General features: G+C 64.2%; 17 protein-coding genes and 1 tRNA gene. 13 read left to right on the plus strand and 5 right to left on the minus strand.

Translation table 11 applies throughout. The features are described from left to right. Nucleotides 1–125: 125 nt before the first annotated feature. Nucleotides 126–1,019, minus strand: a complete 894-nt coding sequence (locus HYN69_RS07875) for a LysR family transcriptional regulator (RefSeq protein ID WP_108435261.1) — start codon at nucleotides 1,017–1,019, stop codon at nucleotides 126–128. Nucleotides 1,020–1,252: 233 nt separating this feature from the next. On the opposite strand from HYN69_RS07875, the gene murI reads away from it, so the two are divergent. From murI to HYN69_RS07940, 13 genes are all read left to right on the plus strand, one after another. Next, the gene (gene murI, locus HYN69_RS07880) at nucleotides 1,253–2,065 is read left to right on the plus strand and encodes a glutamate racemase (protein WP_108435262.1); all 813 of its coding nucleotides are present in this window, start codon (nucleotides 1,253–1,255) and stop codon (nucleotides 2,063–2,065) included. A gap of 70 nt (nucleotides 2,066–2,135) precedes the next feature. Beyond that, nucleotides 2,136–2,420 carry a BrnT family toxin gene (locus tag HYN69_RS07885; RefSeq protein WP_108435263.1) on the plus strand — a complete coding sequence of 95 codons (285 nt, stop codon included), beginning with the start codon at nucleotides 2,136–2,138 and terminating at the stop codon, nucleotides 2,418–2,420. Continuing rightward, the gene (locus HYN69_RS07890) at nucleotides 2,368–2,649 is read left to right on the plus strand and encodes a BrnA antitoxin family protein (RefSeq protein WP_108435264.1); all 282 of its coding nucleotides are present in this window, start codon (nucleotides 2,368–2,370) and stop codon (nucleotides 2,647–2,649) included. The genes HYN69_RS07885 and HYN69_RS07890 overlap by 53 nt, the downstream gene beginning before the upstream one ends. 62 nt (nucleotides 2,650–2,711) lie before the next feature. Beyond that, a complete protein-coding gene (argC, locus tag HYN69_RS07895; RefSeq protein WP_108435265.1) occupies nucleotides 2,712–3,740 on the plus strand; it encodes an N-acetyl-gamma-glutamyl-phosphate reductase in 1,029 nt (342 codons plus the stop codon). A gap of 37 nt (nucleotides 3,741–3,777) precedes the next feature. Then, complete coding sequence (ccmE, locus tag HYN69_RS07900; protein WP_108437091.1) at nucleotides 3,778–4,227, plus strand: cytochrome c maturation protein CcmE; 450 nt, start codon at nucleotides 3,778–3,780, stop codon at nucleotides 4,225–4,227. A gap of 80 nt (nucleotides 4,228–4,307) precedes the next feature. Beyond that, nucleotides 4,308–4,916: a holin-associated N-acetylmuramidase gene (locus tag HYN69_RS07905; RefSeq protein WP_108435266.1), complete on the plus strand. Its 609-nt coding sequence runs from the start codon at nucleotides 4,308–4,310 to the stop codon at nucleotides 4,914–4,916. Next, nucleotides 4,907–5,308, plus strand: a complete 402-nt coding sequence (locus HYN69_RS07910; RefSeq protein ID WP_108435267.1) for a 3TM-type holin — start codon at nucleotides 4,907–4,909, stop codon at nucleotides 5,306–5,308. The genes HYN69_RS07905 and HYN69_RS07910 overlap by 10 nt, the downstream gene beginning before the upstream one ends. 67 nt (nucleotides 5,309–5,375) lie before the next feature. Continuing rightward, a complete protein-coding gene (gene argS / locus HYN69_RS07915; RefSeq protein WP_108435268.1) occupies nucleotides 5,376–7,121 on the plus strand; it encodes an arginine--tRNA ligase in 1,746 nt (581 codons plus the stop codon). A gap of 68 nt (nucleotides 7,122–7,189) precedes the next feature. Continuing rightward, nucleotides 7,190–8,227 carry an SPOR domain-containing protein gene (locus tag HYN69_RS07920; protein WP_108437092.1) on the plus strand — a complete coding sequence of 346 codons (1,038 nt, stop codon included), beginning with the start codon at nucleotides 7,190–7,192 and terminating at the stop codon, nucleotides 8,225–8,227. After that, the gene (gene nagZ, locus HYN69_RS07925) at nucleotides 8,224–9,234 is read left to right on the plus strand and encodes a beta-N-acetylhexosaminidase (RefSeq protein WP_108435269.1); all 1,011 of its coding nucleotides are present in this window, start codon (nucleotides 8,224–8,226) and stop codon (nucleotides 9,232–9,234) included. Before HYN69_RS07920 ends, nagZ begins: the two co-directional genes overlap by 4 nt. Beyond that, on the plus strand, nucleotides 9,231–10,019 hold the full coding sequence (locus tag HYN69_RS07930; RefSeq protein WP_108435270.1) for a segregation and condensation protein A: 789 nt from the start codon (nucleotides 9,231–9,233) through the stop codon (nucleotides 10,017–10,019). The genes nagZ and HYN69_RS07930 overlap by 4 nt, the downstream gene beginning before the upstream one ends. Then, a complete protein-coding gene (gene scpB / locus HYN69_RS07935; protein WP_108435271.1) occupies nucleotides 10,016–10,654 on the plus strand; it encodes an SMC-Scp complex subunit ScpB in 639 nt (212 codons plus the stop codon). Before HYN69_RS07930 ends, scpB begins: the two co-directional genes overlap by 4 nt. Nucleotides 10,655–10,658: 4 nt before the next feature. Next, entirely contained in the window at nucleotides 10,659–10,847 is a 189-nt protein-coding gene (locus HYN69_RS07940) for a hypothetical protein (RefSeq protein ID WP_108435272.1), read from the plus strand. 18 nt (nucleotides 10,848–10,865) lie between these two features. Here the strand turns inward: HYN69_RS07940 and HYN69_RS07945 are convergent, their stop codons facing one another. The 4 genes from HYN69_RS07945 to ihfA form a co-directional block, all read right to left on the minus strand. After that, complete coding sequence (locus HYN69_RS07945) at nucleotides 10,866–11,942, minus strand: 2'-deoxycytidine 5'-triphosphate deaminase (RefSeq protein WP_108435273.1); 1,077 nt, start codon at nucleotides 11,940–11,942, stop codon at nucleotides 10,866–10,868. A gap of 67 nt (nucleotides 11,943–12,009) precedes the next feature. Beyond that, nucleotides 12,010–12,087: transfer RNA gene (locus tag HYN69_RS07950), tRNA-Pro, on the minus strand. A 63-nt stretch (nucleotides 12,088–12,150) separates the two neighbouring features. Continuing rightward, a complete protein-coding gene (locus HYN69_RS07955) occupies nucleotides 12,151–12,978 on the minus strand; it encodes a MerR family transcriptional regulator (RefSeq protein ID WP_108435274.1) in 828 nt (275 codons plus the stop codon). 15 nt (nucleotides 12,979–12,993) lie between these two features. Next, nucleotides 12,994–13,296: an integration host factor subunit alpha gene (ihfA, locus tag HYN69_RS07960; RefSeq protein ID WP_108437093.1), complete on the minus strand. Its 303-nt coding sequence runs from the start codon at nucleotides 13,294–13,296 to the stop codon at nucleotides 12,994–12,996. Between the last annotated feature and the right edge of the window lie 80 nt (nucleotides 13,297–13,376).

Consider the following 13,376-nt stretch of genomic DNA (forward strand, 5'->3'; position numbering starts at 1 on the left):
GCAAGCTTAACAATGCTGCAATCGCAGCATTGCCGCTATGCGTTTGCTGCATGGCTGGGCGCGCTGCCTGAATTCTTGGCAGAAAAAGAACGGCTTAGGCTCCTTCGCGCTTGCGAAGGAAACGCTTACGCCTGCTCGCGCTTGCGGTATTTGAAGATTTCCTCGGTCACGAATTCGCGGAAGGCCGCGACGCGCTTGGAATGGCGCAGCTCTTCTGGGTAGGCGAGGAACACCGGCACCTCGCCGCTTTCCACCTCGGGGAGCACCCGCACCAGATGCGGCAGGTCTTCGGTGATGTAATCGGGCAAAACGCCGATGCCGATATGGTTGATCACACCCTGCAAGACGCCGAAATAGTTGTTCACCGTCAGCATCGACGGGATGTCATTCGACATCAGTTGCTGCACAAGGTTGGCCCCCGCCGCGACCTGCGCGGTTCCGGGGTGCTGGCAGATCAGGCGGTGGCTGTGGAAATCGGCCATCGTCGCGGGGGTGCCGTTTTCGGCCAGATATTCGACCGTCGCATAAAGCCGCATCTTGATGTTCATCAGCCGCTTCCTGATCAGGTCGGCCTGCGACGGTTCTTTCATCCGGATCGCCACATCGGCCTCGCGCATCGGCAGGTCGAGCACGCGCTCTTCCAGCATCAGGTCGATCTTGAGGCCGGGGTATTTGCGGTACAGCGCGGTCAGCCGCGGGGCGAGCCAGAGCGTGCCGAAACCCGTGGTCGTGGTCACGCGCAACTCTCCGAACACCTCGTCCTCGCTGTCGCGGATGCGGGCGGCGGTGGCGTCAAGCCGTTTGACCATCTGTTGCGTGGCGTCGAACAGCAATTCGCCCTGTTCGGTCAGGATCAACCCGCGGGCGTGGCGGTGGAACAGCGTGACGTTCAGGCTTTCTTCCAGGGCGCGGATTTGGCGGCTGACCGCCGATTGCGACAGGTGCAGCACATCCCCCGCATGGGTAAGCGACCCTTTGTCCGCCACCGCGTGGAAAATCCGTAACTTGTCCCAATCCATCGACATCGCTTGCCCTTACCTGAACTGCCCCCACCGACACCCGAGCCCCATGTAAGCAGTATAGCAGCCATGTAAATCCTGCATAGGTCCGGCGTGGGCGCAAAGCCGCCGATGCGCTTAGTTTGTGCAGTTCCGTACCAGTCCGCCGCGATGCGCGCCGCAACCCGCTTTCGCAGGGCGGGCAAACTGCCTATGGTTTCACCCAAGGGCAACACGGCGGGCAGGGGGCAGACATGGCGGTAGGGGTTTTCGACAGCGGGCTTGGCGGTCTGACCGTCTATGATGCCGTCACGCGGCGCCTGCCCGATGTGCCATTCGTCTATTTCGGCGACAACGCCCACGCGCCCTACGGTGTGCGGACGCATGACGACATCTTCAACCTGACCTGCGCCGCCGTGACGCGCCTCTGGGATGAAGGCTGCGATCTGGTGATCCTTGCCTGCAACACGGCTTCCGCCGCCGCCTTGAAGCGGATGCAGGAGACTTGGGTGCCCAAGGACAAGCGCGTGCTGGGCGTCTTCGTCCCGCTGATCGAGGCGCTGACCGAACGGCAATGGGGCGACAACAGCCCCCCGCGCGAGGTTGCGGTGAAACACGTGGCGCTTTTCGCCACACCCGCCACGGTCGCCTCGCGCGCCTTCCAGCGCGAACTGGCCTTTCGCGCGATCGGGGTCGACGTCGAAGCCCAACCCTGCGGCGGCGTGGTCGATGCCATCGAACAGGGCGACGAGATCTTGGCCGAGGCGCTGGTGCGGTCCCACGTCGAGGCATTGAAGCGCCGAATGCCGACGCCCGAGGCAGCGATTCTGGGCTGCACGCATTACCCGCTGATGCAAAAGGTGTTTCAGGAGGCCTTGGGCGAGGGGGTCAAGGTCTACTCGCAGGCGAATCTGGTGGCCGAGTCGCTGGCAGATTATCTGGAGCGGAGGCCCGAGTTTCTGGGGGCAGGGCGCGAGTCGAAGTTCCTGACCACGGGGGATGCGCGGGCGGTATCGGATCGGGCGACGCAGTTCCTGCGGAAGAATGTGGCGTTCGAGAGGGCCTGATGCGCTAACCCCGCTTTAACCATCCGTGCTGCACGGTGACGGGGAGCCGTCATTTATTGTAGTAACAAAAATGCAGATCGAGTATGATGCCGCCAAGCGTCAGGAAACGTTGGCACTGCGCGGAATCGACATGGCCGACGCTCGGGTGGTGTTTGCTGGCCCATGCGTAACGGCCGAGGACGGGCGTTTCGAATATGGCGAACCGCGCTTCCTGACCGTCGGCTTCCTGCGGCAGCGCATGGTGATCGTCGCATGGACCCCGCGCGGAGATAACTGCCGTGTGATCAGTATGAGGAAAGCAAATGACCGCGAAATTTCCCGATACGCCGTTGCGCTCCGAGCCATTTACGGATGATTACGATCCCGCTTCGAAGCCGGATGACGATATTCCCGATCTGTCCACCCCCTATTGGGTAGAGCAATTCGCCAAGGCAACTGTCCAGCGCGGACGGCCAAAGGAGCTTGCGCCCAAGGTTTCCACGACCATCCGGCTCGACCCCGATGTGCTGGCGGCGTTCAAGGCCGAGGGGCCCGGCTGGCAATCACGGATCAATGAAGCCCTGCGCCGCGCGGCTGGCCTCTGACCCCTTGCCCTTTCCTCCCCTTTCCCGCATCACACGGCCATGCCTTTCGAGGGGAGCATCCCATGACCGCCAACATCGCAATCCTTGGCGCTTCCGGCTATACGGGGGCAGAGCTTGTCCGGCTGATCGCCACCCATCCTTCGATGCGCATCACGGCGCTGAGCGCGGACCGCAAGGCGGGGATGGAGATGGCCGAGGTGTTTCCCTTTCTGCGCCACCTGACCCTGCCGCGCTTGCAAAAGATCGACGAGATCGACTTTTCCGGCATCGATCTGTGCTTTTGCGCGCTGCCGCATGCCACCACGCAAGCCGTGGTCAGCAAGCTTCCGCGCGACCTCAAGATCGTAGACCTGTCCGCCGATTTCCGGCTGCGCGATGCGGCGGAATACGAGAAATGGTATGGCCAGCCCCACACCGCGCCCGATCTGCAAAAGGAAGCGGTTTACGGGCTGACCGAGTTTTACCGCGACGATATCCGCAGCGGGCGCCTGATCGCGGGCACGGGATGCAATGCGGCCACGGGGCAATATGCGCTGCGCCCGTTGATCGCGGCGGGGGTGATCGATCTTGACGACATCCTGATCGACCTGAAAGCCGGGGTCAGCGGGGCAGGGCGGTCGCTCAAGGAAAACCTGCTGCATGCCGAATTGTCGGGTGGAACGCACAGCTATTCGGCGGGCGGCAAGCACCGGCATCTGGGCGAGTTCGATCAGGAATTCTCGAAAATCGCCGGTCGCCCCGTGCTGGTGCAGTTCACCCCGCATCTGTTGCCGATGAACCGCGGCATCCTTGCCACCACCTATGTCAGGGGCGACCCTGCCACGGTTCACGCCACGCTGGCGCAGGCTTACGCTGACGAACCTTTTCTTCGGGTGCTACCCTTTGGCGCACTCCCCTCGACACGCGACATCGCAGGGAGCAACTTTTGCCATATCGGCGTGATCGGGGACCGTATCGCGGGTCGCGCCGTGGTGATAGCAGTCTTGGACAATCTGACCAAAGGCTCGTCCGGTCAGGCGATCCAGAACGCGAACCTGATGTTGGGTATCGAGGAAACGGCGGGGCTGATGCTGGCGCCGGTGTTTCCGTAAGCAAGGGCTTTGGCCCGAAGGGTGTGACATGGCCGGAATGAAAGGTCTGAAGAAGCAGCGCCGCATCCAGATCATCGCCCTTGCGGCGGTGCTGCTGGTGGGGTCAACCGCCCTGATCGGCTATGCCATGCAAGACGGGATCAACTTCTTCCGCTCGCCCAGTCAGGTGTTTGAAAATCCGCCCGGCGATGGCGAGGTGTTCCGCATCGGCGGTCTGGTCGAGGAAGGCTCGCTGCAACGCGGGCAGGGCGAGACGATCACCTTCAAGGTGACCGATACGAAATCGTCGGTTCCCGTCGCCTATACCGGGGTTTTGCCCGATCTCTTTGCCGAGGGGCAAGGCATGGTGGGCACGGGCCGCATGGTTGCAGGCACCTTCGAGGCGAGCGAGATCCTGGCCAAGCACGATGAAACCTATATGCCGTCCGAAGTCGTGGATGCGCTCAAAGAACAGGGCGTCTACGTCGATCCGAACCCCGGAAGCTGACCGCCCCACCTGACCGCTCGCTCGGCTAGGCCTGCATTAACCGGCGCGTTGCATGCTGCCCTTCCTGACCGGAGAGGCACATGGACATCATCCAGATCGCTTTGGACATCGCCCGCAGCGAAGGCGGCTATGTCAACGACCCCGCCGATCCGGGCGGGCCGACCAACCGTGGTGTCACGCTTGGCACGCTGCGCCGTCTGCGGCTTGACCTGAACGGCGACGGACGGTCCGATATGGCCGATCTGCACGCGCTGACGCTGGAACAGGCCGCCGATGTGTTCCTGCGCGACTATTACCGCCGCCCGCAGATCGACCGCCTGCCCGAAACCCTTCAGGCGCAGGTGTTTGACATGCAGGTGAACGCAGGCGCGCAAGCGGTTCGGATTCTTCAGAAATTGCTGGTCCGTATGGGCTTTGCCTGCGCCGCCGATGGCCGTATCGGGGCGCAGACGGTGCAGCAGGCTTTCGCCGCCGCTGCCGCTGCACCCGACCATCTGGCCGATGCCTACGGCGTTGCCCGCCGGAATTTCTATTATGCCTTGGCCGATGCCCGCCCGAGTTTACGCAAATTCGCCCGCCGCAGCGAGGGCGGCAAGGGTGGCTGGATCACCCGCGCCGAGGGCTTCTTTGCGCCCCGCTATCACCTGACCGAAGCACAACACCGCGAAAGGACCGCCAAATGGGCGTGATCGACCGACTGCTTTCCTCTGGCGAAGCCACCGCCGCGCTAAAGGTGCTGACCGATGCGCTGTCCGCCGAGATGCCGCCCGCCGCCCGAAAGGCAGGGCGTTACAACAGCATGGTCGATGCGATGAACCGCCTGCCGCGCCCGCTGCTGGCGCTTGGCTCGCTGCTGCTGGTGGCCTATGCGATGGTCGATCCTGCGGGGTTTTCGCAGCGCATGACCGCGCTGGCAGGCATGCCCGAGGCGCTGTGGTGGCTGATCGGGGCGGTCATAACCTTTACCTTTGGCGCCCGCGAAACCCATTACCTGCGGGCGGGCAAGGCGGTGGAACCGCCCGAAACCACCGCAATCGACGCAAATCCGGCGCTGGACGACTGGCAAAGCACCCGACCCTGACGCGCTGTCCTTGACCTGTCTGGTGGGCTCTGGCATTGCCAAAGGCAACCAGACAGGACTTGATCAAATGAATCTCTTCTCGGATATCCGGGACCTCGTGATCGCCTCGCTTCACGCGATGGCGCAGGATGGCCAGCTTCCCGCGGGCCTCGATTTCGCCAATGTTGCGGTCGAACCGCCGCGCGATGCGGCGCATGGCGACATGGCGACCAATGCTGCGATGGTGTTGGCAAAACCCGCCGCGATGCAGCCCCGCGCGATTGCCGAGGCCTTGGCGGCGCGGCTGATGGCCGATCCGCGCGTTGCGGGGGCCGACGTGGCGGGGCCGGGGTTCCTGAACCTGCGGCTCAATCCGGTGATCTGGCAGGGGCTGGTGCGGTCTGTGCTGACGCAAGGCACGGCTTATGGCCGCTCGACGCTGGGCGCGGGGCTCAAGGTCAACGTCGAATTCGTCTCGGCCAATCCGACGGGGCCGATGCATGTGGGCCACACGCGCGGCGCGGTGTTCGGCGATGCGCTGGCGCGTCTGCTCGCCTATTCCGGTTGGAACGTCACGCGCGAATATTACATCAACGACGGCGGCGCGCAGGTCGATGTGCTGGCGCGGTCGGCTTTTGAACGCTACCGCGAGGCGAACGGCCTTTCGCCCGAAATCCGCGAGGGGCTGTATCCGGGCGATTACCTCATTCCGGTGGGCGAGGCGCTCAAGGCGAAATACGGCACCAGCCTGCTCGACCAGCCTGAATCGGTCTGGCTGCATGACGTGCGCGATTTTGCATCCGCCATGATGATGGAGGAAATCCGCGGCGACCTCGCGCTTCTGGGCGTGCGGATGGATGTCTATTCGTCGGAAAAGGCGCTGTATGGCACGGGCGAGATCGAAGCGGCGATTGACACCTTGCGCGGGCTGGGGCTGATCTACGAAGGCGTGCTTGAACCGCCAAAGGGCAAAGAGCCCGACGATTGGGAACCCCGCGTGCAGACGCTGTTCCGGTCAACGGCGCATGGCGACGATGTCGACCGTCCGGTGCAGAAATCGGATGGCGCATGGACCTATTTCGCGCCCGATATCGCCTATCATTACAACAAGGTGCGGCGCGGCTTTGATGCGCTGATCGACATTTTCGGCGCCGATCATGGCGGTTACGTCAAGCGCATGAAGGCCGCCGTTTCGGCGCTGTCGAATGGCCGCGTGCCCTTGGATATCAAGCTGATCCAGTTGGTGAAGCTGTACAAGAACGGCGAGCCGTTCAAGATGTCCAAACGCGCGGGCACCTTTGTGACGCTGCGCGATGTGGTCGAACAGGCGGGGGCCGATGTCACCCGTTTCGTCATGCTGACCCGCAAGAACGACGCGCCGTTGGATTTCGACTTTGCCAAGGTGTTGGAACAGTCAAAGGACAATCCGGTCTTTTACGTGCAATACGCCAATGCCCGCATCAATTCGGTGCTGCGAAAGGCGCGCGAGGCTGGCATCGCGGTCGATGACGCAACGCTTTGCGCCGCCGATCTGGCAGGGCTGACGCATGAGGCCGAGCTGAAAATGGCCAAGCAACTGGCCGAATGGCCCCGTCTGGTCGAGATCGCGGCGCGCAACAACGAACCGCATCGCGTGGCGTTCTACCTTTACGAACTGGCGTCCGATTTCCACGGGCTGTGGAACCGCGGCAATGACGACACCAGCTTGCGCTTCATCCAAGAGGGCGAAACGGCCACGTCACAGGCGAAAATTGCCCTTGCAAGGGCCGTTTCGGTTGTGATTTGCGCCGGTCTTGGTATTCTCGGCGTTACTCCGGTCGAGGAAATGCGCTGAAAAACAAGCGTCCGACCAGCGTGAACGGGCAAGCGTGGCAGCAAGAGCTGGCGCGCAAAGGGCAGGGCATGGCGGACGTGGACTTCGAAGACTTCGATGATGGCTACGGCGCAACCGAAGGGCAGGCGGCTGCCCGGTCGGCGCGGTTTTCCCATCTGGTCAATCTTGCCGGTGCGGTATCTTCTGTCGCTCTGGTGATCGGGCTTGGAGTCTGGGGCTACCAACTGGCGGTGCGCGATGTGACCGGCATTCCGGTGATCCGCGCGATCGAGGGGCCGATGCGCGTGGCCCCCGATAATCCGGGGGGTGAGGTGGCCGCGCATCAGGGCCTTGCCGTCAATGACGTAGCCGCGATCGGAACGGCGGCGCCTCCGCCGGAAACGTTGATCCTTGCCCCGCGCCCTGTCGAGCTGACCGAAGAGGACGAAGCCGCCGAAGAGCTGAACGGTGCCGCCCCTGCCGCCCCTGTGGCCGATACCGCCCTTGCGCCGGTGGCCGATCCCGCCCTTGCGCCGGTGGTCGTGCCCGTCGCTCCGCTTGTTGCCGACGAACGGCAAGGGGCCGATCCCGATGCGGTGGCCAAGGCGCTTGCCGAAGCGCTGGCCACCGACCCCGAAGCCGCGCTGACCGAGGATGAAGCCGCGGGCGAAACTTTGGTCGAAGATATCGCCGTAGCCGACCCGGCAGCGGACGCCGCGTCCGAGGCGCCGGTATCCGCACCTGCCACTGTAAGGCCACGCGCACGGCCTGCCACCCTGATGGCTGCAGCACCTGCGCTTGATGCCGCACCCGCGCTGGGAGAGGTGCCCGCTTCGGCTGCACCCGCTGCCGAGGTCGATCCCGCGATGATCAGCGCAGGCACCCGCCTCGTGCAACTTGGCGCCTTCGACACGGCCGATCAGGCCCGCGCCGAATGGGTAAAACTGGGCAGCCAGTTCGGCGCTTCCTTTGCAGGCAAGGCGCTTGTCGTGCAATCGGCCGAAAGCGGGGGGCGCACCTTTTACCGCCTGCGCGCCCATGGTTTCGCCGACGAGACCGAGACCCGCAGTTTCTGCATGACCCTGCTCGAGCAGAACGTGGCCTGTATTCCGGTCGAACAGCGATGACTGCCCCCGCCACCGGCGCCACGATCTTCGGCTGTTCCGGCACGGCGCTGACGCCCGCCGAACGTGCGTTCTTTCGCGATGCCGACCCGTTCGGCTTCATCCTCTTTGCCCGTAACGTCGACACCCCCGACCAGTTGCGCCGCCTGACTGCCGACCTGCGCGATGCGGTTGGTCGCGATGCGCCGATCCTCGTCGATCAGGAGGGTGGGCGCGTCCAGCGCCTGCGCGCGCCCCATTGGCGCGAGTGGCTGCCGCCGCTCGATCAGGTGCAAGCCGCCGGTGCGATGGCGGGGCAGATCATGGCGCTGCGCTCGCGGATTATGGCTGCGGAACTTCGCGCCGTGGGGATCGATGCCAATTGTGCGCCATGTGCCGATCTTGCGTTGCCCGAAACCCACCCCTTCCTGCAAAATCGCTGCTATGCTGGCGATCCGGCGCGCGTGGCCGAAATTGCCCGCGCCGTGGCCGACGGGTTGCTTGCGGGCGGCGTCTTGCCGGTGATCAAGCATCTTCCCGGCCATGGCCGCTCGACCGCCGACACGCACCATGACCTGCCCACAGTGACGGTCAGCGCCGAAACCCTGCGCGATACCGATTTCGCGCCGTTCCGCGCCTTGAACGACCTGCCGATGGCGATGACCGCGCATATCGTCTTTGCCGCGCATGACGCCGACCACCCCGCCACGCAAAGTGCCGCGATGATCCGTGTGATCCGCGACGAGATCGGGTTTTCCGGTCTTCTCATGACTGATGATCTGAACATGCAGGCGCTTGCCGGAACGCTTTCCGACCGCACCGCCCGTTCGATTGCGGCAGGTTGCGATATCGCGCTGCACTGCAAGGGCGACATGGCCGAGATGCAGGCCGTGGCTGCCGCGGCTGGTCGCATGGGCCCCGCCACCGCCGACCGCGCCGCGAGCGCCCTGTTGCGCCGCCGCGATCCTGCACCTGCCGACCTTGCAGCCCTTGCCGCCGAATTCGCCGCCCTGACAGGCCTTGCCGCATGACCGAGGATTGGACCGCAGCCGAACGCCAGTCACCGGCCGAACGCCTCGCCTCCGAGGCGCTGATCGTCGATGTCGACGGCTTCGAAGGGCCGCTTGATCTGCTGTTGACGCTGTCGCGCACGCAAAAGGTCGATCTGCGCCGCATCTCGGTTCTGCAATTGGCCGAGCAGTATATGGTGTTCGTCGAGCGCGCCCGCGCCCTGCGGATCGAACTTGCCGCCGATTATCTGGTGATGGCCGCATGGCTGGCCTATCTCAAGTCGCGCCTGCTGTTGCCCCCCGAACCCGGCGATGATGGCCCGACCGCCGAGGAGTTGGCCGCGCACCTCGCCTTTCAGCTCGAACGGCTTGAAGCGATGCGCGAAGCCGCCGCCCGCCTGATGGCGCGTGACCAGTTGGGGCGCGATATCTTTGCCCGTGGCATCCCCGAAGATGTCACCCGCAATCGTGTCGTCACCTATGAGGCGACGCTGATCGACCTGATGCGTGCCTATGCCCGCATCCGCACCAAAGACGAATTCCGCCCCTTTGTCATGGACCGCGACCAAGTGTTCACGATGGAACAGGCGCTTGACCGGATGCGCGGGCTGATCGGCTATGTCGGGGATTGGTCCGACCTTACCTCGTTCCTGCCCGAAGGTTGGGACGCAACGCCGATGCGCCGCCGCTCCAGCACCGCCGCGCATTTCGCGGCGATCCTCGAAATGGCCAAACGCGGTCAGGTCGAATTGCGGCAAGGCGAAACCTTCGCCCCGATCCAGCTGCGCCGGAGGGATGGCGCATGACCGAACCTGTCGAGAAGTCGCTGTTCGAAGCCCCGCCGATGGGCGAGCAGGAACGCATGGTCGAAGCGATCCTGTTTGCCAGCGCCGACCCCGTGACGATTGCCGAATTGCAATCGCGCATGCCGCATGGCTGCGATCCGGCTGAAGCCTTGGCCTATCTTCGCAAACGCTACGAAGGGCGCGGCGTGCATCTGGTGCGGGTGGGCGATGCCTATGCGTTCCGCACGGCAGCCGACCTTGGCTATCTGATGCAAAAGGAAAGCGTCGAGACGCGCAAACTGTCGCGTGCGGCCATCGAAACGCTGGCCATCGTCGCCTATCACCAGCCCGTCACCCGCACCGAGATCGAAGAAATCCGTGGTGTCGCCGTATCGCGCGGCACCATTGACCAGTTGCTCGAGCTTGACTGGATCCGCCTTGGCCGCCGCCGCATGACACCGGGGCGGCCCGTCACATTCGTCGTAACCGAACATTTCCTTGACCACTTCGGCCTGGAATCCGCCCGCGACCTGCCGGGCGTCAAGGAACTGCGCGCAGCGGGGTTGCTGGATAACCGCCCGCTGCCCGGATCGATGCAAAAACCCGATGACGAGGAAGATGCCACCACCGGCCAGAGTGAATTGTTCGAGGATTGAGCCAATGACCCTGCAACGCCTGCTGATGATGATCATCAACCCCATCCTGCGCCGCCTGGTCACGCGGGGCGTCGATGCCGGTTTCAACCGTTTCGGCGGGCCTGATAGCCGCACACCGGGCCAAAAGGCGCAGGGCAAGGACGCGGCAAAGCGCCTGCGCCAGACCATGCGGATCGGCCGCAAGCTGTGGTAATCGGTCGGGCTGGTCGGCCTATCTGAACTGTTTGGCCAGTTTCAGGCCTTGGCCCTGATAGTTCGATTTGATCTCGCGCCCGTATAACGTGTCGGGGCGTGCCGCCATGTGTTCGTAAACCAGCCGCCCCACGATCTGCCCGTGTTCCAGCACGAAGGGCGCTTCGTGGCAGCGCACTTCCAGCACCCCGCGCGATCCGGCGCCGCCCGCCTCGGCATGGCCGAAACCGGGGTCGAAGAAGCCTGCATAATGCACGCGGAATTCGCCCACCATCGCCAGATAGGGCGCCATTTCGGCGGCGTAATCGGGCGGGATCGTCACGGCCTCGCGGCTGACCAGAATGTAGAACGCGCCGGGGTCGAGGATGATGCGCCCTTCGGTGGTGCGGATTTCCTCCCAGAACTCGGGCGCCGCGTAATGGCCGATCCGGTCAAGGTCGATCACCCCGGTATGCGGTTTGGCGCGGTAGCCGACCAGATCACCGCTTTCGGGCCGCAGATCGACCGAAAAGCCCAAGCCGTCGGAAATCACCGCCTCGCCCGACACCAGTCTTTCGCGCGCATGGAGTGCGGCCAGTTCTGCGTCGGTGACCACCGCTTGCCCTTTGCGGAAGCGGATCTGGTTCAGCCGCATGCCCGGGCGCACCAGCACCGAAAAACTGCGCGGGCAGACCTCGGCATAAAGCGGGCCGGTGTAGCCCGCCGCGATCCGGTCGAATTCCGTGCCGCCATCGGTGATCGTGCGGGTCAAGAGGTCAAGCCGTCCGGTCGAGGATTTGGCATTGGCGACCGCTGTGATGCCTTGGGGCAGGGCCAACCCTTCCATCAGCGGAATCACATAGACGCAGCCCTTTTCCAGCACCGCGCCTTGGGTCAGATCGACCCTGTGCATCTCGAATTCGGCAAGCCGTTCGGCCACCGTGCGCCCCTGTCCGGCAAGGAAGGACGCCCGCACACGGTAGGCGATGGTTCCAAGACGCAGATCGAGGCTGGCAGGCTGCACCTGCGCTTCGGTCACCGGTTGGGCAGAGGTGATCGAGCCCGCCGCCACCATAGCGCGGATCGCTTGACCCGGAAGCACGCCAGTCGTCACCATGTCACACTCCAAGGTCTGAAAACGGAACCGCCCGCGCTGCCGGTTGGCAGGCGGGCGGTTTCGGTGTTGGTCGGGCCGGAGAGATTCGAACTCTCGACCTTCCGCCCCCCAGACGGACGCGCTAACCAGGCTGCGCCACGGCCCGACACGGCGTCTTCATACCGCTTTTCCGGGCAGGGGCAAGCGGGAAAGCGCATGGCAAAGACAATCACCGCGACCTGCGGCGTACGCCCTTTGCAAGCCGTGCCCGCAGGTCGAGCATCCGCTCGCGCAGGGCGGCAAGCTCGGCGCTGCGATGGGCCACATCCTGCGGGGCGACCATGCGGAGCCGCATCATGACGCTGCTTTCGCCATGACTTTCAAGGGTATGGCCCGGTTCGTCAGGTGACTCGTCTGCGGTGTCATCGCCCGATTCGTCATAGCGGTCCGATGCCGTGTTTCCGGCTGCAGTGCTGCCGTCATCTTCTCGCGGGGCGTCTTGGCCGGCAATTGCGCCACGATCGGGGCCATGCAGCATCACCGGTTCGGGCAGGGGGGCTTCGTCGGCTTCGACAAAGGGGGCTTCGGGCGCATCTTCCTCTACGGCCCCCAGATCGAGCGGAATCTGCGCCGACCGCCCCTCGGCGCGGGCAAGGGCCGCTTCCAGCGAAATCACCTGTGCGGTCTGAACTTCGGCCACCTCGGCCACCGGTTCGGGGTCTGTCGCAGGGCCGAGCGCGCGCGCAAGCACGGCTTCGATATCAGCCTCGGGCTGGGGCAGGGCGGTCAAGCCGCCCAGTGTCGCAACATGCCGGACGCCCTGTTCGCGCAAGATCTTCTGAACGCCACGGATCGTGACCCCTTCGTCATGCAAAAGCCGCTTGATCCCCGCGAGCAGGGCCACATCGGCGGGCCGGTAATACCGCCGTCCGCCCGCCCGTTTCACCGGCCGGACCTGCGGAAACCGGCTTTCCCAGAACCGCAGCACATGGGCGGGCGTGTCGAGTTGCTCGGCCACCTCGCTGATGGTGCGGAAGGCGTCGGCTGACTTTTCCATCCGCGCGTTCGTTCCTTACTTCTTCGACCCGGCTGCCACCCGGTCCTTCATCAGATGCGACGGGCGAAAGCTCAGCACGCGGCGCGGGCTGATCGGCACCTCGTCCCCCGTCTTGGGGTTGCGGCCGACCCGGGCCGTCTTGTCACGCACCGAAAAGGTGCCGAACGAGGAAATCTTGACCGTGTCGCCCGAAGCCAGTGCCTCGGACATGTGTTGCAGCACGCTTTCCACCAGCGCCGCACTTTCGTTGCGCGACAGACCGACCTCGCGGAACACCGCTTCGCTCAGATCCATCCGCGTCAGAGTCTTCTCGCTCATCACCGCCACTCCCCGAGGTTAAGACCAAAGGATGTGCGGTTTCATTTCTCAAGTCAATATCAACCACTTGGCGGGCTGTT

This window comes from Gemmobacter aquarius (assembly GCF_003060865.1).
GTDB classification, from domain to species: domain Bacteria; phylum Pseudomonadota; class Alphaproteobacteria; order Rhodobacterales; family Rhodobacteraceae; genus Paragemmobacter; species Paragemmobacter aquarius.

Excerpts from the sequence above, each read along its gene's own strand:
- HYN69_RS07875 (WP_108435261.1), bottom strand. The coding sequence starts at position 1,019 with ATGGATTGGGACAAGTTACGGATTTTCCACGCGGTGGCGGACAAAGGG.
- scpB (WP_108435271.1), top strand. The coding sequence starts at position 10,016 with ATGACCGAACCTGTCGAGAAGTCGCTGTTCGAAGCCCCGCCGATGGGC.
- HYN69_RS07920 (WP_108437092.1), top strand. The coding sequence starts at position 7,190 with ATGGCGGACGTGGACTTCGAAGACTTCGATGATGGCTACGGCGCAACC.
- argS (WP_108435268.1), top strand. The coding sequence starts at position 5,376 with ATGAATCTCTTCTCGGATATCCGGGACCTCGTGATCGCCTCGCTTCAC.
- HYN69_RS07940 (WP_108435272.1), top strand. The coding sequence starts at position 10,659 with ATGACCCTGCAACGCCTGCTGATGATGATCATCAACCCCATCCTGCGC.
- HYN69_RS07930 (WP_108435270.1), top strand. The coding sequence starts at position 9,231 with ATGACCGAGGATTGGACCGCAGCCGAACGCCAGTCACCGGCCGAACGC.
- argC (WP_108435265.1), top strand. The coding sequence starts at position 2,712 with ATGACCGCCAACATCGCAATCCTTGGCGCTTCCGGCTATACGGGGGCA.
- murI (WP_108435262.1), top strand. The coding sequence starts at position 1,253 with ATGGCGGTAGGGGTTTTCGACAGCGGGCTTGGCGGTCTGACCGTCTAT.
- ihfA (WP_108437093.1), bottom strand. The coding sequence starts at position 13,296 with ATGAGCGAGAAGACTCTGACGCGGATGGATCTGAGCGAAGCGGTGTTC.
- HYN69_RS07910 (WP_108435267.1), top strand. The coding sequence starts at position 4,907 with ATGGGCGTGATCGACCGACTGCTTTCCTCTGGCGAAGCCACCGCCGCG.
- HYN69_RS07945 (WP_108435273.1), bottom strand. The coding sequence starts at position 11,942 with ATGGTGACGACTGGCGTGCTTCCGGGTCAAGCGATCCGCGCTATGGTG.
- ccmE (WP_108437091.1), top strand. The coding sequence starts at position 3,778 with ATGAAAGGTCTGAAGAAGCAGCGCCGCATCCAGATCATCGCCCTTGCG.
- HYN69_RS07955 (WP_108435274.1), bottom strand. The coding sequence starts at position 12,978 with ATGGAAAAGTCAGCCGACGCCTTCCGCACCATCAGCGAGGTGGCCGAG.
- nagZ (WP_108435269.1), top strand. The coding sequence starts at position 8,224 with ATGACTGCCCCCGCCACCGGCGCCACGATCTTCGGCTGTTCCGGCACG.
- HYN69_RS07905 (WP_108435266.1), top strand. The coding sequence starts at position 4,308 with ATGGACATCATCCAGATCGCTTTGGACATCGCCCGCAGCGAAGGCGGC.
- HYN69_RS07885 (WP_108435263.1), top strand. The coding sequence starts at position 2,136 with ATGCAGATCGAGTATGATGCCGCCAAGCGTCAGGAAACGTTGGCACTG.
- HYN69_RS07890 (WP_108435264.1), top strand. The coding sequence starts at position 2,368 with ATGACCGCGAAATTTCCCGATACGCCGTTGCGCTCCGAGCCATTTACG.